The 19,465-nt window shown below is 65.5% G+C and carries 16 protein-coding genes; 9 read left to right on the top strand and 7 right to left on the bottom strand.

All coding sequences use genetic code 11. The annotated features are described in order from the left end of the window. Positions 1–2: 2 nt before the first annotated feature. The 3 genes from cydB to BLP96_RS11320 all read right to left on the bottom strand — a co-directional run bounded on the left by cydB (position 3) and on the right by BLP96_RS11320 (position 3,689). Complete coding sequence (gene cydB / locus BLP96_RS11310) at positions 3–1,004, bottom strand: cytochrome d ubiquinol oxidase subunit II (RefSeq protein ID WP_089686208.1); 1,002 nt, start codon at positions 1,002–1,004, stop codon at positions 3–5. Positions 1,005–1,007: 3 nt separating this feature from the next. Then, positions 1,008–2,417, bottom strand: a complete 1,410-nt coding sequence (locus BLP96_RS11315) for a cytochrome ubiquinol oxidase subunit I (protein ID WP_089686210.1) — start codon at positions 2,415–2,417, stop codon at positions 1,008–1,010. Positions 2,418–2,705: 288 nt separating this feature from the next. Next, positions 2,706–3,689 carry a calcium/sodium antiporter gene (locus tag BLP96_RS11320; RefSeq protein ID WP_089686212.1) on the bottom strand — a complete coding sequence of 328 codons (984 nt, stop codon included), beginning with the start codon at positions 3,687–3,689 and terminating at the stop codon, positions 2,706–2,708. 145 nt (positions 3,690–3,834) lie between these two features. Here BLP96_RS11320 and BLP96_RS11325 point away from each other — a divergent pair, with 145 nt between their 5' ends. The 9 genes from BLP96_RS11325 to BLP96_RS11365 all read left to right on the top strand — a co-directional run bounded on the left by BLP96_RS11325 (position 3,835) and on the right by BLP96_RS11365 (position 14,102). Beyond that, positions 3,835–5,193, top strand: coding sequence for a paraquat-inducible protein A (locus tag BLP96_RS11325; protein ID WP_245682232.1), 1,359 nt, complete (start codon positions 3,835–3,837; stop codon positions 5,191–5,193). Beyond that, the gene (pqiB, locus tag BLP96_RS11330) at positions 5,190–6,866 is read left to right on the top strand and encodes an intermembrane transport protein PqiB (protein WP_089686214.1); all 1,677 of its coding nucleotides are present in this window, start codon (positions 5,190–5,192) and stop codon (positions 6,864–6,866) included. The genes BLP96_RS11325 and pqiB overlap by 4 nt, the downstream gene beginning before the upstream one ends. An 18-nt stretch (positions 6,867–6,884) precedes the next feature. Beyond that, positions 6,885–7,490 (top strand): PqiC family protein, encoded by a 606-nt coding sequence (locus tag BLP96_RS11335; protein ID WP_089686216.1) that lies wholly within the window; start codon positions 6,885–6,887, stop codon positions 7,488–7,490. Between the two features lie 171 nt (positions 7,491–7,661). After that, positions 7,662–8,963: a DEAD/DEAH box helicase gene (locus BLP96_RS11340; RefSeq protein ID WP_089686218.1), complete on the top strand. Its 1,302-nt coding sequence runs from the start codon at positions 7,662–7,664 to the stop codon at positions 8,961–8,963. A 121-nt stretch (positions 8,964–9,084) separates the two neighbouring features. Then, the gene (locus tag BLP96_RS11345) at positions 9,085–9,636 is read left to right on the top strand and encodes a hypothetical protein (protein WP_089686220.1); all 552 of its coding nucleotides are present in this window, start codon (positions 9,085–9,087) and stop codon (positions 9,634–9,636) included. 37 nt (positions 9,637–9,673) lie between these two features. After that, positions 9,674–10,831, top strand: a complete 1,158-nt coding sequence (locus BLP96_RS11350; RefSeq protein WP_089686267.1) for a CynX/NimT family MFS transporter — start codon at positions 9,674–9,676, stop codon at positions 10,829–10,831. A gap of 84 nt (positions 10,832–10,915) precedes the next feature. Continuing rightward, positions 10,916–11,962, top strand: a complete 1,047-nt coding sequence (locus tag BLP96_RS11355; RefSeq protein WP_089686222.1) for an asparaginase — start codon at positions 10,916–10,918, stop codon at positions 11,960–11,962. A gap of 256 nt (positions 11,963–12,218) precedes the next feature. After that, entirely contained in the window at positions 12,219–12,455 is a 237-nt protein-coding gene (locus tag BLP96_RS11360; RefSeq protein ID WP_089686224.1) for a DUF2789 domain-containing protein, read from the top strand. A 90-nt stretch (positions 12,456–12,545) separates the two neighbouring features. Then, complete coding sequence (locus BLP96_RS11365) at positions 12,546–14,102, top strand: sensor domain-containing diguanylate cyclase (RefSeq protein WP_089686226.1); 1,557 nt, start codon at positions 12,546–12,548, stop codon at positions 14,100–14,102. A 4-nt stretch (positions 14,103–14,106) separates the two neighbouring features. Here BLP96_RS11365 and BLP96_RS11370 read toward each other — a convergent pair whose 3' ends face one another. The 4 genes from BLP96_RS11370 to BLP96_RS11385 all read right to left on the bottom strand — a co-directional run bounded on the left by BLP96_RS11370 (position 14,107) and on the right by BLP96_RS11385 (position 19,462). Beyond that, complete coding sequence (locus tag BLP96_RS11370) at positions 14,107–14,517, bottom strand: SRPBCC family protein (protein ID WP_089686228.1); 411 nt, start codon at positions 14,515–14,517, stop codon at positions 14,107–14,109. Positions 14,518–14,657: 140 nt separating this feature from the next. Then, a complete protein-coding gene (gene rpsA, locus BLP96_RS11375) occupies positions 14,658–16,334 on the bottom strand; it encodes a 30S ribosomal protein S1 (protein WP_089686230.1) in 1,677 nt (558 codons plus the stop codon). A gap of 174 nt (positions 16,335–16,508) precedes the next feature. Continuing rightward, positions 16,509–17,198 (bottom strand): (d)CMP kinase, encoded by a 690-nt coding sequence (gene cmk, locus BLP96_RS11380; protein WP_089686232.1) that lies wholly within the window; start codon positions 17,196–17,198, stop codon positions 16,509–16,511. Next, a complete protein-coding gene (locus BLP96_RS11385; RefSeq protein ID WP_089686269.1) occupies positions 17,195–19,462 on the bottom strand; it encodes a bifunctional prephenate dehydrogenase/3-phosphoshikimate 1-carboxyvinyltransferase in 2,268 nt (755 codons plus the stop codon). The genes cmk and BLP96_RS11385 overlap by 4 nt, the downstream gene beginning before the upstream one ends. Positions 19,463–19,465: the final 3 nt, after the last annotated feature.

Raw genomic sequence — 19,465 nt, forward strand, 5'->3', positions numbered from 1 at the left:
CGTCAGTGATAACCGTCGTCGGGCCGTACCTTGCCGCGGAAGACCCAGTAGGTCCAGGCGGTGTAGGCCAGCACGATGGGAATCACGAACAGCACGCCGATCAACAGGAAGAGCTGCGAACCCGGCGCCGAGGCGGCATCCCAGATGGTGTGATCGGGCGGCACGATCACCGGCCACTTGCTCGCCACCAGGCCCAGATAGGTGAAGATGAACAAGCCCAGGGTCGCCACGAAGGGCTGCCCTTCCTGACGACGGCGCACGGCTCTCCACAGCCACAGCGCGCAACCCAGCGCCAGGGCCGGCAGCACCCAGATCACCGCGAGATGGTCGAACCAACGGCTGCGCACCGCGCCATCCACGAAGGGCGTCCACACGCTGATGGTGGCAAACACCGCCAGCACGCCGACCAGCAGTGGCGGTGCGATTCGATAGGCCCACGCCTGAACGTGGCCCTCGCTCTTGAGAATCAACCAGGTAGCGCCGAGCAGCGCATAGCCGATCATCAGCCCCAGCCCGGTCAGCACCGTGAACGGGGTCAGCCAGTCGAGGGCACCGCCCACGTAGGTGAAATCCTCCACGGCGAAGCCCTGGATGTAAGCCCCGACCACGGCCCCCTGGGCAAAGGCCGCCACGGCGGATCCCCAGCAGAAGGCCCGGTTCCACCAGCGACGACTGCGCCGCGCCTTGAAGCGAAACTCGAAGGCGATGCCCCGGAAGATCAGCCCCGCCAGCATCAGGAACACGCCGATGTACAGGGCCGGCAGGAATACCGAATAAACCAGCGGGAAGGCCCCTAGCAGTCCCGCACCGCCGAGTACCAGCCAGGTCTCGTTGCCGTCCCAGACCGGTGCCACCGAATTCATCATCACATCGCGCGAGGTTTCATCGGGCGCGAAGGGATAGAGAATCCCCAGCCCCAGGTCGAAGCCATCCATCAGCACGTACATGATCACGCCGAAACCGATGATCAACGCCCAGATGATGGAGAGATCGAAGAATTCCATGGTTCACTCCTTCCAGGTCGGGGATGCATCGCTTTCGAAGCTGACATGCGCAGCCGAAAACGGCCGTTTGGCGTGCTCCGCCGAACCGGGTTCCGATGCCTCCGGCAACATGCCCTCACGAACCACCCGGGTCAGGTAATACACCCCGGCCCAGAAGACCACGGCGTAGACCGCCACGTAGCCCACCAGGGTGAACAGCGCCATTCCCCCGGTCAGCGACGGAGTGACCCCTTCGGCATGGGTCATCATGCCGTAGACGAGCCAGGGAGCCCGCCCCGACTCGGTGACGATCCAGCCGGCCAGCACCGCAACGAAGGGGGCAATGCTCATCACCCGCAGAACCTGCAGAAACCCACGGTGAGAGTAGAGGCGCCCGCCCCGGCGCAGCCACAGCCCGGCCACGACGACGGCAATCATCAGCAAGCCGAGCCCGACCATCACCCGGAAAGACCAGAACACCAGCCATACCGGCGGCTGCTCCTGGGGAGAGACCTCGCTGATGCCCGGCACCTCCCCAGCGGGGTCGTGCGCGAGAATCACGCTGGCCAAACTCGGGATGCCCACTTCCAGACGATTGGTCTGCGCCTGCTGGTCGGGAATGGCAAACAGCAGCAGGGGAACATGGGAATCCCGCTCCCAGTTGCCTTCCATGGCGGCCACCTTGGTGGGCTGGTGCTCCAGGGTGTTCAGTCCGTGAAAGTCGCCCACCACGGCCTGGGCGGGCGCCAGTACCAGCAGCAGCCACAGGCACATCGACAGCGCCCGGCGATTGGCCTCCACATCGCGACCGATCAGCAGATACCAGGCACTCACCCCGGCCACCACGAATCCGCCGGTCAAGAACGAGGCCATCACCATGTGGGCGAAACGCCAGGGGAAGGAGGGGTTGAAGATCGCCTCGAACCAGTCGGTCACACGGAACTGGCCGTCGACCAGCACGGCTCCCGCCGGCGTCTGCATCCAACTGTTGGCGGCCAGAATCCAGAACGAGGAAATGAACGTTCCCAGCGCCACCATGAGGGCCGCGAAGAGGTGCACGCCCTGGGGTACCTTTCCCCTGCCGAACAGCAACACGCCGAGAAAGGCCGCCTCGAGAAAGAACGCCGTGACCACTTCGTAGCTGAGCATCGGCCCCAGGAAATTGGCCGCCGCCTGGGAAAAGTGGCTCCAGTTGGTCCCGAACTGGAACGACATGACGATGCCCGACACCACTCCCATGCCGAACACCACGGCGAAGACGCGCGTCCAGAACTGTGCCAGGCGATCCCAGACCGGATTGGCGCTGCGGTAGAAGAGCCCGTGCAGCAGGGCGATGTAGGAAGCCAAACCGATGGTGAACACCGGAAAGATGGCATGAAAAGAAACCACGAAGGCGAACTGCAATCGCGATAGCAGCAGGGGATCCAACTCCATGACGCTTGCCTCGGAACGCTGGGTGATTCAAGGCCGTCACAAGGGATGCGATATCGCGCGGCTACCGCGTCTTGTTCTTCGGGCGACGTCCATCGACGAAGCCCTGGCGCATTCCGCTTGGACACTCGGCTCGGCACCAGCCCGTTCCCGGTAGCATTGTTGGCGATGATGAAAGCGCTCGAGGGAATAAACTTATGCCAAGCGACTCGTTCATGATACGTCTATGGACACGATTGGACGCCATGAGTTTGCGTTTTCCGAGGCGTCGCATTGTCGCATGAAAGCGGCTCAGGCCGACACGGAACCAACCACCAACTGGATCATGAACGCCGTATAGCCCACGAACAGCGTCAGCAGCGCCAGCCCTTCCAGACGGTTGATGCGTCCCGGTCGTCCTCGCCAGCCCAAGGCGAACACCGCCATGAGAGCGGTCATGGCGGTCATCATCGTCCAGTCGCGCAGCAACACTTCGCGGGCCACCTCGATGGGCGCAAGGAGGCCGGCCACACCCACGACCCCGAGCGTGTTGAACAGGTTCGAGCCCACCACGTTTCCCAGCACCAGGTCATGTTCACGGCGTCGCAGGGCACTGATCGAGGAGGCGAGTTCCGGCAGCGACGTACCCACCGCGACTACCGTGAGCCCGATGATCAGGTCGCTGACGCCGAAACCTTCGGCGATGGCCACGGCTCCCCAGACCAGCAGGCGCGAACTGGCGATCAGCAAGACCAGGCCGATCGCCGTCCAGGCCAGGCCAGCACGCAATGACATGGGGTGCGCTGCCAGGCTCTCCTGGGTTTCCCCCGCCAGCGGATCGTTGCCGCTGCGGCGCGCCTCGACGATGGAGTAGCCGATGAAACCCGCCAACAGCGCCAACAACAGCGCCCCCTCGACACGTGCGATCACGCCTCCCCACATCAGCAGCGCCGACAGCAACGTCACCGCCCCCAGCACGGGGAGCTCGCGACGCACCACGCTGGAGTGCACCGACAGCGGTGCCAGCAAAGCCACTAGCCCCAGAATCAAACCGATGTTGGCGATGTTGGAACCATAGGCATTGCCCAGTGCCAGGCCGGGGTTTCCCTGCCCGGCGGCCAGGGCGGAAACCATGAGTTCCGGCGCCGAGGTGCCAAAGCCGATGACCAACATGCCAATGAGCAACGGCGACAGCCCCAGGCGCTGCGAGCTCGATGCAGCACCCTCCACGAAGCGCTCGGCACTCCACACCAGCAGTACGAGTCCGGCAACGATGGCCATGGCGGGAAGGATCATGTCAGCTCCTGGTTCACATTCGCGAACGAATGTTTGTCTATGGTACGCCCGGCGTCAACATGTCACACTTTGCGGGCCGAGCACATCCGGCCCGGCAGGCGCCATCCGGTGCCTTCTTTCGTCCACTTTCAGGTCGTCATCGTCGGTGCCAAGGCTTCTTCCCATCGCAGCACTGCCGCCAGCCGCCCCCCTGGCCGATCGTTCGCCTCCCGAGGCGGATCGAGCGCGTCGACGCCTGCGTGCCTGCCACCAGTGCGACTGGCTGGTCACGTTACCGCCGTTGAGACCGGGGGAGAAGGCCGACTGCCCGCGTTGCGGCCATACCCTGATCACTCGACATCGCTATCCTGCACAGCGCAGCATGGCACTGGCGATATCGGCACTGATCGCCCTGTTTGCCGCCATCGCACTGCCTTTCGTGAGCTTCAGCGTCGGCGGCATCGGCAATCGCATCGAACTGACCCAGACCGCCACCGCGCTGATCGGCTTTCACCAGCCCATCGTCGCCATCGCCGTCATCCTGACCATCGTGGTACTCCCCGCCGTCTACCTGATCGGAGTCATCTGGCTCCAGTTCGGCCTGCTGCGCGGCGCACCGCTACCCATGGGACGCAGCATCGCCCGCTCGCTGGCCCACCTGCACCCATGGATGATGGCCGACGTCTTCATCGTCGGCGCCCTGGTGAGCCTCATCAAGATTTCCGGCATGGCCGAGGTGGAGCTCGGCGCCGCCTTCTGGGCTTTCTGCACCTTCGCGGTGCTGCTGCTGGTCACCACGCAGTCCGTGGACGCCGACTGGCTGTGGTTTTCCCTGGCCGGTGAGCCGCGAGCACCGGCAGGCACCCGCACCGGCACCACGGCAGCTCCCCAGGGGCTCACCGGCTGTCCGACCTGCGGCTTGATCAACCGCCTATCCAGCAGGGGGCACGGCCTGTGCCGACGCTGCGGCGAGCCTCTCCACACGCGTCATCCGCACAGTCTGCAGCGCACCTGGGCCCTGCTGGCCGCCGCCGCCGTGCTGTACGTGCCGGCCAATGTCTACCCGATCATGACCACCACCAGCCTGGGCCACGCCTCGCCATCGACCATCATCGGCGGCGTGGTGGAACTGATCCAGATGGGCTCGTGGCCGGTGGCCACGGTGATCTTCGTCGCCAGCGTCATCGTGCCGGTCGGCAAACTGGTCGCTCTGGCCTGGCTATGCCTGGTGGTATCGCGCAGCAATGAGCTCAATGCGGGCGCACGAACCCGCCTCTACCGGCTCACCGAATTCATCGGCCGCTGGTCCATGGTCGATGTCTTCGTGGTCGCCATCCTGGTGGCATTGATCCGCGCCGGCACGCTGATGTCGATCACGCCCGGCCCGGCAGCCCTTGCCTTCGGTGGCGTGGTAGTGCTTACCATGCTGGCCGCCATGACGTTCGATCCCCGCTTGATCTGGGACTCTCCCCTTCCTCGTTCGAGCGTCCGGCAGACGGCTGCCCGGCGTGGAGAAGCGCGATGACCGAACCTCACCACGATGCCAAGACTGGCGACGACATGCAGCAGGCTCGCGCCACGCCTCAGGCGCGCCTCTCGCCGATCTGGATCGTCCCCATCGTGGCGATCCTGATCGGCCTGTGGCTGGTCTACGACAACTACCGCAGTCGTGGCCCGCAGATCACCCTGATCATGGACAATGCCGAAGGCATCGAGGCGGGCAACACCCTGATCAAGACCCGCAACGTAGAAGTGGGACGAGTCGAACAAGTACAGCTGGCCGAAGACCTTTCCCATGCCGTCATTACTGCGCGAATGGAGCCCGATACCGAAGCCCTGCTGCGATCGGACAGCCGCTTCTGGGTGGTCAAGCCGCGCATCGGCAGGGAAGGCATCAGCGGCCTGAACACCGTATTGTCGGGCGCCTACCTTCAGCTCGAGGCCGGCACGGAAGATGCCCAAGCCCGCGAATTCGAGGTCAGCGACCAGCCCCCGGTGGCACCGGCTGGCGCAGCGGGCATTCGTCTCAACCTGATCAGTCAGCTCGGCAACTCGCTTCGCCCCGGCGATCCGGTCACCTACCAGGGGTATACCGTGGGCCGGGTCGAGGAAGCCAACTTCGATGCCGATGACCAACGCATGCATCATCGAGTCTTCATCGAAAGCCCTTATCACGAACTGGTGACCGACAGCACCCGTTTCTGGTCAGCCAGCGGCATCGACCTGCGCCTCGATGCCGACGGCATCAAGGTCAACGTCGAATCGCTGGAAGCCCTGCTGGGTGGCGGCATCACCTTCGGCGTACCGGAAGAGCTGCCACGCGGTCGCAGCGTGGAGCCGGATACCACCTTCACGCTCTATGCCGATGAAGAGAGCGCCCGCCAGGGTACCTTCAACCGCTACCTGGAGTACGTGCTGCTGGTCGACGACTCGGTACGCGGTCTCTCTCGGGGAGCCCCCGTGGAATTTCGCGGCGTACGCATCGGCACCGTGGCCGCGGTGCCGTGGAATTTCACGGCTACGCAGCCCGACTCGCGCAACGGTTTCTCGATACCCGTGCTGATTCGCATCGAGCCCCAGCGACTGGGGATCGAGAACCAGGAGATCGAACTGGAAGAATGGCGCGAGCGATTCGACCGCCTGTTCGCAGAAGGATTGCGTGCCTCTCTGAAGAGCGGCAACCTGCTGACCGGCGCCCTCTTCGTCGACGTCGATTTCCAGCGCGACCTGGCCGGAGAGCACACCCCCGTGACCTTTGCCGAACGCCAGGTCTTCCCTACCACCACGGGCGGCTTTGCGCGCATCGAAGCGCAGGTCACGACGCTGCTCGACAAGCTCAATGCCCTCGAAGTCGAACCGCTGTTGAGTAGCCTCGACCGTAATCTGGCAGCCTCGGAATCCACGCTCGACGAAGTGCGCGAGGTCTCTCGTTCGCTGCAGGCATTGCTCGACGATCCACAAACGCGCAACCTGGCCGGCAACCTCAACGCGACGCTGGAAACCCTGGACGAAACCCTGCAGGGGCTGTCGCCGGACTCCGTCGCCTATCGCGAGCTGACCGCCACCATGGCGCGTCTCGAGCGTCTGATGCGCGACTTGCAGCCCGTCGCCCGCACGCTGAACGAGAACCCGCGGGCGCTGCTGTTCGACAGTCTGGAAGTCGACGACCCGATGCCACGCGCACCGCACCGCCCCTGAGCCAGGAGGATGCCAAGAATGCATGCCACCCAACCGGCCCGTTGCGCGCTTCTCGTGCTTTGCCTGCCGCTCCTGCTGGTGTGGCTGAGCGGCTGCGCCAGTTCGGCCCCACCCGCACAGCGCTACGCACTGCCGACCTCGCCGGCAGCGGCGACGCCTCCACCGGACTCGCCGACGCACGTGATTCAGGTGACCCTGCCACGCGTGGCCGATTATCTGGACGTCGAAGGCATCGTCCTGCAACTCGATGACATCACGCTGAACGAAGCGCGCCAGCATGTCTGGGCCGAGCCACTCCCACAGCAGTTGCGGCGCACCTTGCACGCGCGGCTCGCCACCAACCTTCCGGATACCCGGCTGCTACGCAGCGACGATGCCCCGTCCGCCGATGCCCTGACACTGCATCTCGATGTCGACCGTTTCCAGGGCTTCCACGATGGCACCGCCCGCGCCGAAGGTCAGTGGCAACTGCGCGACCCAAGCGGCCAGGCGCTGATCGTCGAAGACTTCAGTGCCTCCACCGAGCTCGCCGATGACGGCTATCCGGCACTGGTCCGCGCCCTGGGGAAGAGCTGGAGCCAGGTCGCCGACCGGATCGGCCGGACGATTCGCGACCGTCTCTGAGCGGCATCGAAGTCATCGGCTGCATTGCTTCGCAGGGTATGGCATAATCGTCCGCGCGGCATTGCACGGTTCCTCCTGCCGCACCCCCGATTCCGACTTTCTCACGCCCCGGCCCGGGACTGGCCATGCAACCCCTTGCATGGCATGGCCGAGGCGTTTCCCGGAGAACGCATGACCTTTTCCGAACTCGGCCTGCGGGCCGAATTGCTGCGTGCCGTAGAGGCACAGGGCTACACCACCCCGACTCCCATCCAGCGCCAGGCCATTCCCGCCGTACTGCGTGGCGGAGACCTGCTGGCCAGCGCCCAGACCGGTACTGGCAAGACCGCCGGCTTCACCCTGCCGATGCTGCAGCGCCTGGCCGACGGTCGCCGCCCGGCGAAGCGCCAGGTACGAGCCCTGGTACTGACCCCGACCCGCGAACTGGCCGCCCAGGTGGGCGAGAGCGTGGCCGACTACGGCCGCCACCTGACCCTGACCAGCCACGTGATCTTCGGCGGCGTAGGCCAGCAGCCCCAAGTGGATGCCCTGCGCCCCGGCCTGGACGTCCTCGTCGCCACGCCCGGCCGGCTGCTGGACCTTCAGCAGCAAGGCCACGTCGATCTGTCGGCGGTGGAAATCCTGGTGCTCGACGAAGCGGACCGCATGCTCGACATGGGGTTCATCCATGACATCAAGAAAGTGCTGCGTATGCTCCCTGGAGAGCGCCAGAACCTGCTCTTCTCGGCGACCTTTTCCAACGAGATCCAGGCACTCGCCGGCAAGCTGCTGAACGCCCCCGAAACCATCGAAGTCGCGTGTCGCAACACCACCGCCGAATCCATCGACCAGGCCGTCTACCGCGTCGACCGTGAGCGCAAGCGCGACCTGCTCGCCCACTTGATCACCCACCATCAGTGGTATCAGGTGCTGGTATTCACACGCACCAAGCACGGCGCCAACCGCCTGGCCGAGCAGCTCTCGAAGCAGGACATCCCGGCCATGGCGATCCATGGCAACAAGAGCCAGTCGGCACGTACCCGCGCGCTCTCTTCTTTCAAGAGCGGCGAGCTGCAGGTTCTGGTAGCCACCGACATCGCGGCCCGCGGCCTCGACATCAGCGAACTCCCCCACGTGGTCAACTTCGAGCTGCCCAACGTCGCCGAGGACTATGTGCACCGCATCGGGCGTACCGGCCGCGCCGGCAGCGACGGCCAGGCAGTGTCGTTGGTCTGCGTCGACGAGCATGGCCTGCTCAAGGGCATCGAGCGGCTGATCAAGCGCGATCTTGAAAAGCGCATCGAGCCGGGATTCGAGCCCGATCCCAACGCCAAGCCGGAACCCATCGAAACCGGCCGACGCAACGGAGGCGGTCGGGGTCAACCGCGCAAGCCCAGGGCGACCGGCGACCGGCAGGGTCCCTCTCGCCAGAGCGAGGATTCCGGCCAGGCAGCGCGCCGCCAGCGACGCCGCCCGCGTGCCCGCCAGGCCTGACCCAACACATGGCACACGGCGGAAAAGTGTGCCAATGTAATGCCCCTCTTCATTCCTAGCCGCAGGAGAATGGCGTTGCGATGAGCGGATACCGGCAGCCCCACAATCGGATCCTGTCGCCATGCTGAAGTGGTTAACCGGCAAGAAAAGCGTAACGGTCTGGGCCATCAAACAGATCGACGACGGTCTGTTGCACCTGTGCGGGCAGGCTCGAATCGAGGCCAGGGGGAAACGCAGCGAGGTGCTGTCGCAAATCGCCAGCGGATGCTTCGAAGGGCCCGTCAATATGGCGAGCAATGGCCTGATCCTCAATGCCAGGCAGTTTGCCGCGCTGATTCCCCTCGAAGACCTCGAGCTGGATTCCCACGGCACCGCACACTGGCAGGGTCGCATCTGGGATCTGGCCCAGGTTCCGCAACGCTGCTGGACTTTCGATGGCCGGCTCACCGTGCAACGCCAGGTGCAAGACGGTCAGGTCGTGCTGACGAGTACCGAAGACGTCTCGGACATTCGCCGCCAGGCGCATTCGAGCAACGATCCGGGCGTCGTCAAGTTCGGTATCTACGGCGCCGAGGAGCATCCCTTGCTGACGCCCAAGGAGCACGAGGTCCGACCCGCCCCTTCGCATTCCAACCGGTCAAGAGAGTGGCACGGTGACGACGACGAGCGATAGCGAAAACCGTCGGCGTCTCGTCCTCTTTCTGGTGCTGATGGTGCTGGTGGGGCTCAATTTACGGCCGGCCCTGTCTTCGCTGGCTCCCCTGCTCGTGCGCATTCAGACGACGACGGGGCTCTCGGCGCTAGCCATTGGCGCGCTCACCACGCTACCGGTACTCTGTCTGGGCCTGTTCGCACCGCTGGCACCCTGGCTCAGCAAGCGCCTGGGAGCGGAGCGCACCCTCGGCCTCGCACTGGGCATGCTGGCTGTCGGCCTGGTCTTGCGGGGCCTGCCTCCCAACCCTTTGCTGTTCATCGGTACCCTGCTGGTGGGCGCTTCCATCGGCGTAGCCGGTACCCTGCTGCCGGCACTGGTCAAGCGAGAAATACCGGGGGGCGCCGACTTGATGACCGGCGTCTATACCATGGCGCTGTGCCTGGGCGGCGCCCTGGGTGCGGGGCTGAGCATTCCTCTGGCCGAGTGGTTGGGCAGCTGGCGTCTCGGCCTGATCAGCTGGGCGGTGCTGGCCGTAGCGGCGATGATTGCCTGGCAACGTTGCATGCCGCGGCGGCAAGCTCCACCACCGTCTTCGGGTGGCGGCTCGATGCGCGACCTGCTCGGTCAACCGCTGGCTTGGCAGGTGATGCTGCTGATGGGGACCCAATCGTCGATCGCCTACATCATCTTCGGCTGGCTACCCACCCTGCTGCAGCTCCGCGGCTACTCGGACGCTCAGGCCGGTTGGCTGATGAGCGCCTCTGTCATGGTGCAGCTGCTCTCGGCGCTGGGCGCGCCCTGGCTGGCCCGCCTCAGCCGCGACCAGCGTCCGGCGCTGCTGATGGTGCTGGGCTGCGTGGCCTGTGGCCTGTGGCTGTTGCTGCTCGGCCCGGAAAACTGGCGCTGGGCCGGCGTCGTCTTGCTCGGTCTGGGTCAGGGCGGCAGTTTCAGTCTGACGCTTTCGCTCATCGTGCTACGCACGGCCACTTCACGCCTGGCGGGCAAGCTTTCCGGCCTGACGCAAGGCGGCGGCTACACCCTGGCTGCCATGGGGCCTCTCGCCGTGGGCTTGCTGCTCCAGTTCGAAGCCTCGCTGCCCGTTCTGACCGCAGTCCTGCTGGCAATCACCGCCACTGCCGCCGGCCTCGCACTGTTGGCAGGACGCAACCTCCGTCTCGACATCGACGAGCACGGAGAGCTGATCACCCGTTGATCGCGCCCGTCCGACAAGGGGCCTCGCCGACCCAGCGGAGTGGCAGGATGGTATCATCCTGCCCATGCCCCGACTGGAGCCACCATGCCAACACCCAACCTCATCGACCAGCCCGTACTCATGCTCTACGTGGGCGGCACCATCGGCATGGTGGAAACGACACGCGGCCTGGCTCCCGGCAGCGACTTCTCGCGCCGCCTGAGCACCGCCCTGGCCCGTCTGCCGGCATCGCGCCAGGCCAAACTGCCCGACCTCGTGATTCGCGAAAGCGCCCACCCCATCGATTCCAGCAGTGCCACGCCAGCCGACTGGCAGCGACTCGGTAGCGAGATCGCTGCCGCCCTGCCCCAGCATGCCGGCGTGGTGGTGCTGCACGGCACCGACACCTTGGCATGGAGCGCCTCGAGCCTGGCCTTCCAGCTGCAGGGCGTCGACCGTCCGGTGGTGGTGACCGGTGCGATGCGACCGCTGGGCTCGGAGGGCAGCGACGCCCTCGACAACGTCGAACTGGCGCTGCAATTCGCCGCACGACCGGCGCTGCAGGAGGTCGCCGTAGCCTTTGGCAATCGACTGCTGCGCGGCGCGCGCAGCCGCAAGGTCGCCGGCCGGGAAGCCTTCGTCTCGCCCCACCATCCACCGCTCGGCGAGCGAATCGACGGCGAGGCCATGCTCTTTCCGGCACATGGCCTCGCCATCCAGCAGGGTAAAACGCCCCATTTCGAACTTGCCGACTATGCCGGTCTGGCCGAGGGAGGAGTGGTCCGTATCGTGCTATGGCCGGGCATTCAAGCGTGGCAGGTCGCAGCCTGGCTCGAAGACCGACGCGTGAGGGGCGCACTGCTCGAGGTCTGGGGTGGCGGCAACGCCCCCGATGATCCATGCCTGCTCGCCGCTTTCGCCCGTGCCCGCAGCGAGGGCAAGCTGCTCGCCGCAGTCAGTCAGTGCCCAGCCGGCGGCGTGACCCTGGGGCGATATGCGGCGGGCATGGGGCTGGCCGAGGCGGGAGTGCTCTCGGGCGACACCATGACCCCGGAAGCCGCTTACACCAAGCTCGTGCATCTCCTGGCCCTCCCGTTGGACGATGACGAGCGCCGTCGACGCTTTCTCGCCTCCTTGGCCGGTGAGCGTTGACGCCACGTGAACGTCTAACGTATCGAAGCGCGCCGTTGCCGCACCGAACGTCTAAGCTTTGTCCGAAACGTCGTCGAGCGATGGTCAGACAAGGCAACTATCGGTGAAAAGACGGACTGGGCTCGCACGCGAGTTGACGTGGTGATCAATGAGTACTTTCGCGCACGAGCCGATTTTTCAACGCCGTATGACCGAGCGCAGGCAGTTTTCAGACACAGCGTAGGCTGAAGACGACCCCCAACCCAGGAGTACTCCCATGGAACATCCCGTGCATCCTTTCACGGAACTCTTCGAGCAATTGGGCCTGCCCGCCGACGAAGCCTCCATCAAGGCCTTCATCGAGCGCCATGCACCGCTGTCGCGGGAGATTCCCTTGCACCAGGCGCCGTTCTGGAACGAGGCCCAGTCCGAGTTCCTGCATGAAGCGCTCGACGAGGATGCCGACTGGGCGGAAGTCGTCGACCACCTCGATGCCTCGTTGAGAAAAGGTTGAGTCTGACATGGCTCAACCTTAGGGGGAGTGACGCCGCCCGAGAGTTCGCTATCATAGGTTTTCAACCAAGCGTTTCACTCAGGAGTCGTCATGACGCTGGACAGGACGTCAACCCCTTCATCCGATGCAGTGTCAGCCCCTACGACTCCCGCCCTGGCGCCGCTGCCCAGCGCCCTGGCCGACCGCCTTGCCGAATGCCCGGGATTGCCGAGCCTGCCTGCCGCAGCGGCCGAGGTCATCCGCCTGGCGCAGGGCGACGAACCGCGCCTGGCCGATTTCGCCCATGCCATCGAGCGGGATCCCGCCCTGACCCTGCGCTTGCTCTCTCTGGCCAACAGCGCGCTATATGCCCGTGGCGATGCGCGTGTCGCCACCTGCTCCGAGGCCGTCTCGCGGCTGGGGCTGGATGCGACCCTGGCCGCTGCCATGAGCTTCGGTCTACCCCGTCCCGGACCCCGCGAGAACCTCGATCTAGAGCGCCTCTGGCAACGCGCCATCATCGCCGCCCTGTCAGCCCAGCATCTGGCCAGGCGTCTCTGCCCGCAGGCGGCGGGAACGCTTTTCACCGCGGCGCTCATCCAGGACATCGGCATACTGGCCCTGGACGCCCTGGACGGCGACAGCTACCGCTCGCTCGCTCACGACCTCGGCGATCATGACGGCCTGTGCATGGCCGAACAGCGATACTACGGCTGCGACCATGCGCTGGTCGGCGCCTGGCTCGCCGCCAGCTGGCAGCTGCCCGATCACCTGGCCGCAGCCATCGCCGAGAGCCATGGCCCGCTGACCGACGACGCTCCACAGGCGCTCTGCCTGCGTCTTTCTTGCCGTATCGCCGACTGCTGGCTGGCCGAGGATCCGGCAGCGGCTTTCAGCAGCCTGCTTCGCCAGCTGCTCGAACTCGACAGCGTCGACGCCAACCGCCTGGAGGCACTTCTCCAGGAACTTCACGGCCTGCTACCACCGGTGGCACGACTGTTCGAGATCACCTGCCCACCCGACATCGATCACCATGCCCTGGTCCAGGAGGCCAAACAGCTGCTGTTCGCTCAGAACCTGCGCCTCAGCCAGCGTCTGGCCAGCCAGCAGCGCGAACTGGAAATCCTGCAAGCCAGCCATTCCGACCTGGACGAACAACGCCGCACCGACCATCTGACCGGGCTGGCCAATCGCCCCTGGCTGGAAGCGCTGCTCGAGCTGCATTTCGACAAGGCGAGGACTGCCCGGCAGCCGCTTTCGGTGATGTTCATCGACCTGGATCGCTTCAAACGGCTCAACGACCGCCACGGCCACCGCTTCGGCGACCGCGTGCTGATCCATTTCGCCAGTGCACTCAAGGCGATGGTCCGCGAGAGCGACGTCGCCGGCCGCTACGGTGGCGAAGAGTTCCTGGTGCTGATGCCGCAGACGCGCCGTTGCCAAGCCGGCGCACTGGCCGGGCGTATCCGCGAGGCTCTGCTTGCAGCACCGTTGGCCCATGCCGAGGGAGAGCCGGTCCACGTCACGGCATCCATCGGCATTGCCAGCCTCGAGGATGCCGCCTTCACCTGCCACAGCGAACTCATCGACGCCGCCGACCAGGCGATGTACGGCGTCAAGCACGGCGGCCGAGACGGTGTGAGGCATTTCGTCGAACCGGAGTATTGAGGGCTCACAACCTGGCCTCGACCCGCTCGAGAATCTGCCGGCTCACCTTGCCGACCAACGGCCTGGCCGCCCGGGTGACGGCCTTCTCCAACAGGCGGTTGTGAATGGCATAGGTGAGCGAGAATGCCACTTGGGTACCCTCCGCGACCGGCGTCAGCCGATAGCAGCCCTGATTGCGAACGCCATCCAGGGACTCCCAGGCGAGCATCTCGGGCGGTCGTCGTTCGGTGATCGCCACGTCGAAGGTCCAGTCCATGCCCACGGCATGTACGTGCCAGCGGTAACGGGCATCGCCCAGCGAATCGATGGCCTGAATCAGATCGGAATAGTCCACGAAGTCTTCGACCTGCTCCAGCAGGGCGAACACGCGCTCCGGTGGCGCCTTGAGAATGGCGCTGTGCTCGATGGTAGCCATGTCTCGCGTTTCGCTCTCCGTGGCCACTGGCAATCCGCTACGCCGGATAGCTTGGCACAGCCTGCCCAGAAACGACAACGCCGCCCCGGAATGGGGCGGCGTTGTCGGGCGTCACGCCCCGGCCATGCCGGGGCGCTCGATCAGTCCTGACCCATCTGCTGCTTGATCAGGTCACCGATGGTGGTCGGACCACCGCTATCGACGTCCTGCTCGCGCAGTTTCTTCAGGTTCTGACGAGTATCGTCCTGCTCCTTGGCCTTGATGGAGAGGTTGATCTGGCGATTCTTGCGATCGACGCCGACGATACGGGCCTCGACGCTGTCGCCTTCGGTGAGCACGTTGCGCGCGTCCTCGACACGATCGGCGCTGATTTCGGAAGCCTTGAGCACGGCGATCACATCGGTGGCCAGCTCGACCTGAGCTTCCTTGGCATCGACCTCGATCACGCGGCCGGTGACGATGGAGCCCTTGTCGTTGACGGCCAGGTACTCGGCGACCGGATCGGTATCGAGCTGCTTGATGCCCAGCGAGATACGCTCGCGCTCCGGATCGATGGAGAGGATGACCGCCTCGGCCTCGTCACCCTTCTTGTAGCGACGCACGGCTTCTTCGCCGGTCTCCGTCCAGGAGAGATCGGACAGATGAACCAGACCGTCGATGCCACCTTCCAGTCCGATGAAGATACCGAAATCGGTGATCGACTTGATGGTGCCGGAAACGCGGTCACCCTTGTTGTGCTTGGCGCTGAAGGTTTCCCAGGGGTTCGGGGTGCACTGCTTGAGACCCAGAGAAATGCGGCGGCGCTCTTCGTCGATGTCGAGCACCATGACTTCCACCTCGTCGCCGATCTGCACGACCTTGGAGGGGTGGATGTTCTTGTTGGTCCAGTCCATCTCGGAAACGTGAACCAAGCCCTCGACGCCCTCTTCCAGCTCGGCGAAACAGCCGTAGTCGGTGAGATTGGTGACCCGAGCGTTGACCACGGTGCTCTCGGGATAGCGATCCTTGATGTTGACCCACGGATCCTCGCCGAGCTGCTTGAGGCCCAGCGACACGCGGTTGCGCTCGCGGTCGAACTTCAGCACCTTGACGGTGATCTCGTCGCCCACGGCGACGATCTCGCTGGGGTGCTTGATACGCTTCCAGGCCATGTCGGTGATGTGCAGCAGGCCGTCCACGCCGCCCAGGTCGACGAAGGCACCATAATCGGTGAGGTTCTTGACGATACCCACGATCTGCTGACCTTCCTGCAGGGTGGCGAGCAGCGCTTCACGCTCGGCGCTGTTCTCGGCCTCGAGCACGGCACGACGCGATACCACCACGTTGTTGCGCTTGGGGTCGAGCTTGATGACCTTGAAGTCGAGTTCCTTGTTCTCGAGGTGCGTGGTATCGCGCACCGGACGCACGTCGACCAGCGAACCGGGCAGGAACGCGCGGATCGAGTCGATGTCGACGGTGAAACCGCCCTTGACCTTGCCGTTGATCACGCCCTTGACGATCTCTTCCTTCTCGAAGGCGGCTTCCAGCACTTTCCAGGCCTCGGCGCGCTTGGCCTTCTCGCGGGACAGGCGCGTCGCACCGAAACCGTCCTCGACGGCCTCCAGGGCGACCTTGACTTCGTCGCCTTCGGCGATGGTCAGTTCGCCGTTTTCATCACGGAACTGTGCCGCGGGGATCTGACCTTCGGACTTCAGGCCGGCATTGACGGTGACCCAGTCACCATCGATGTCGACGACGGTCGCCATGACGATGGCGCCCGGCTCCATGTTGATGTCCTGAAGTGACTGCTCGAAAAGTTCAGCAAAGCTTTCGCTCATGATTTTCCTACGTGATCAACGGTTAGAGGCGTCGCCGCCTTCTCCGCACCACCAGCAAGTGCGGGCCTAATTCACCAAGCCCCCGGGGATGTTGACGCTGGTTGGACCTGATCGAGCTTCCCTATGTGGCTCGACCATGCCATGACATCCGTACGGGAGCGCCGCAAGGGAGTTTCAGGTGGCGGAAGCCAGACCGCGTTCGGTCAGCCACTCCGTCAGCCGATCCACCACTTCCGGTATCGTCAGGCGCGTGGTGTCAAGCGTGATGGCGTCATCGGCCGGCTTGAGCGGAGCCACGCTGCGTTGCATGTCGCGGGCATCGCGCGCCTGAATCTCCTTTAAAAGACTCGATAGACTAGCATCCACGCCGGCTTCCTGCAACTGAAGGTAACGACGCCGTGCCCGTTCCTCGGCGCTCGCGGTGAGAAATACCTTGAGCGGCGCTTCGGGAAACACCACGGTGCCCATGTCGCGCCCATCGGCCACCAGCCCGGGGGGCTTGCGAAAATCGCGCTGGCGTTGAAGCAGCGCCTCGCGTACCGCCGGCACGACGGCGACCTGCGAGGCGGCATCTCCGGTCCGTTCGGTGCGGATTTCGCGGCTGACGTCGTCGCCTTCGAGCAGCACTCGGGTCGCTCCTTCCTCGGCCAGAAAGGCCACATCGAGATGACGCGCCAGCTCGGCCAGCGCATCGGCATCGTCCAGGGCCGCCTCATGGCGCAGCGCCGCCAGCGCCGTGAGGCGGTACAGGGCGCCGCTGTCCAGCAGGTGCCAGCCCAGCCGCTCGGCGATCAGGCGACTGATGGTGCCCTTGCCGGCACCACCGGGACCGTCGAGGGTGATCACGGGAACGCTCTCGCTCATCGCCGCTCCTCGTCGCTCTGGGTGATCGTCAGCCCTACCCGTGCCGCCAATGTCACGAAGTCGGGGAACGAGGTCGCCACGTTGGCACAATCGTCGATGACGATGGCATCGTCGGCACGCAGTGCCGCCACCGCGAACGCCATGGCGATGCGGTGGTCGCCGAGACTGTCGATCCGACCGCCACCGTAGCTGGCGCCCTGCGCCTTTCCCCCCCCGACGATGTCGATGCCGTCCGGCAACAAGGTGTGCTCGACGCCGATGGCGGCCAGACCGTCGGCCATGGCTTGCAGGCGGTCGGACTCCTTGACGCGCAGTTCTTCGGCCCCGCGTAACCGCGTGGTTCCCTCGGCATTCGCCGCCGCGACGAACAGCGCCGGGAATTCGTCGATGGCCAACGGCACCTGGTCCGCGGGAATGTCGATGCCGTGCAGCGGCGCGTAGCGCACGTGCAGGTCGGCCACCGGCTCGCCGCCCACCTCGCGCTCGTTCTCCAAGCGCAGGTCGGCACCCATGGCCTGCAGGATGTTGATCACCCCGATTCGCGTGGGATTGATGCCGACGTGCTCGAGCACCAGGTCCGAATCCGGGGTGATCGCCGCCGCCACCAGGAAGAACGCCGCCGACGAGATGTCGCTAGGCACGTCGATGGGGGCCGCGGTGAGCTTGCCGCCGCCCTGCAGCCAGCAGGTGTCGCCTTCGCGGTGCACGGCATAGCCGAACCCCTGCAGCATGCGCTCGGTGTGATCGCGCGTCGGCGCCGGCTCGCGAACGCGCGTTTCGCCCTCGGCATACAGCCCGGCGAGCAGCAGGCACGACTTCACCTGAGCGCTGGCCATGGGCATGTCGTACTCGATGCCGTGCAGTTGGCGCCCTCCCGAGATCCTGAGCGGCGGCCGCCCGCCCTCGGCGGTATCGATCTCGGCCCCCATGAGACGCAGCGGATCGGCCACCCGGCCCATGGGACGCTTGGTGAGCGAGGCATCGCCGGTCAGCTCGGTATCGAAGGCCTGGCCGGCCAGCAACCCGGCGAAGAGGCGCATCGCCGTGCCGGCATTGCCCACGTAGAGCGGCCCGCTGGGAGCCTCGAGGCCGCGCATGCCCACCCCGTGCACGGTCACCCGGCCTTGGTGCGGCCCTTCGATGGCCACCCCCATCTCGCGAAAGGCTTGCAGGGTGGCCAGGCTGTCTTCTCCTTCCAGGAAGCCCTTGATCTCGGTGACGCCTTCGGCGAGGGCACCGAGCATGATGGAGCGGTGGGAAATCGACTTGTCGCCGGGCACGCGGATGCGACCGACGACGCGGCCGCCGGGTGCCGCCCGGAACGTCAGCTTGCCTTGCTGTTGCATCTGGTATTCCGCCTGATAGCTGCTCTGGTTGAGCAGGGATTCGAAGTAGTGGCGCGCGTGGCTGGCGCGGTCGAAGGTGGCCAGCAGGCCGTCGCCATCACCGCACTCCACCGCATGACGCAACCGCGCCACGCCGGCCTCGAAGTCATCCAGCGAAGCGAGCACGGCGTCGCGGTTGGCGAGGAAGATGTCGCGCCACATCACCGGGTCGCTGCCGGCGATGCGCGTGAAGTCGCGAAAGCCGCCAGCGGCATAGCGAAAGATGTCGAGCCGTTCGTCCTGTCTCGCCAGCGTATCGACCAGCGAGAAGGCGAGCAGATGCGGCAGGTGGCTGGTCCTGGCCAACACCTGGTCGTGACGTTCGACCGTCATCTCCAGCACTTCGGCCCCGCACGCCGCCCACAGCCGACGAACGCGCGCAACGGCGACCGGGTCGGTGTCCGAAGTGGGCGTCAGGATCACTTTGTGACGCACGTAGAGCTCGGGGTTCGCCGCCGCCACCCCGCTCTTCTCCGAGCCGGCGATGGGGTGGCCGAGAACCAGCCCGGACGGCAGCTCCCCGAACACCCGCACGGCCGCATCGCGAATGGCGGCCTTGGTGCTGCCCACGTCGGTGATGACCACGTCTGCCGCGGCTCGCGGCAAGAGCCTGGCGAGCTCGGCCATCACCGACTCCATGGCCAGCACCGGGACCGCAAGAACCACCAGCGAAGCGTCTTCGACCAGCGGCGCCAACTGCGTATCGCCACGATCGATCAGCCCCATCTCGACACCGCGGGCGATCTCATCGGCGTCCGGGTCGCAGGCGACGATCTCGCCGCGATGGCCGCCGGCCCGCAACGCCGCCGCCAGCGAGCCGCCGATCAACCCCAAGCCGACGATCAGCAGCCGCGATTCGCTCACTGCACGAGACGCCATGAG

The sequence above is a fragment of the Billgrantia gudaonensis genome (assembly GCF_900100195.1).
GTDB classification, from domain to species: Bacteria; Pseudomonadota; Gammaproteobacteria; order Pseudomonadales; family Halomonadaceae; genus Halomonas; species Halomonas gudaonensis.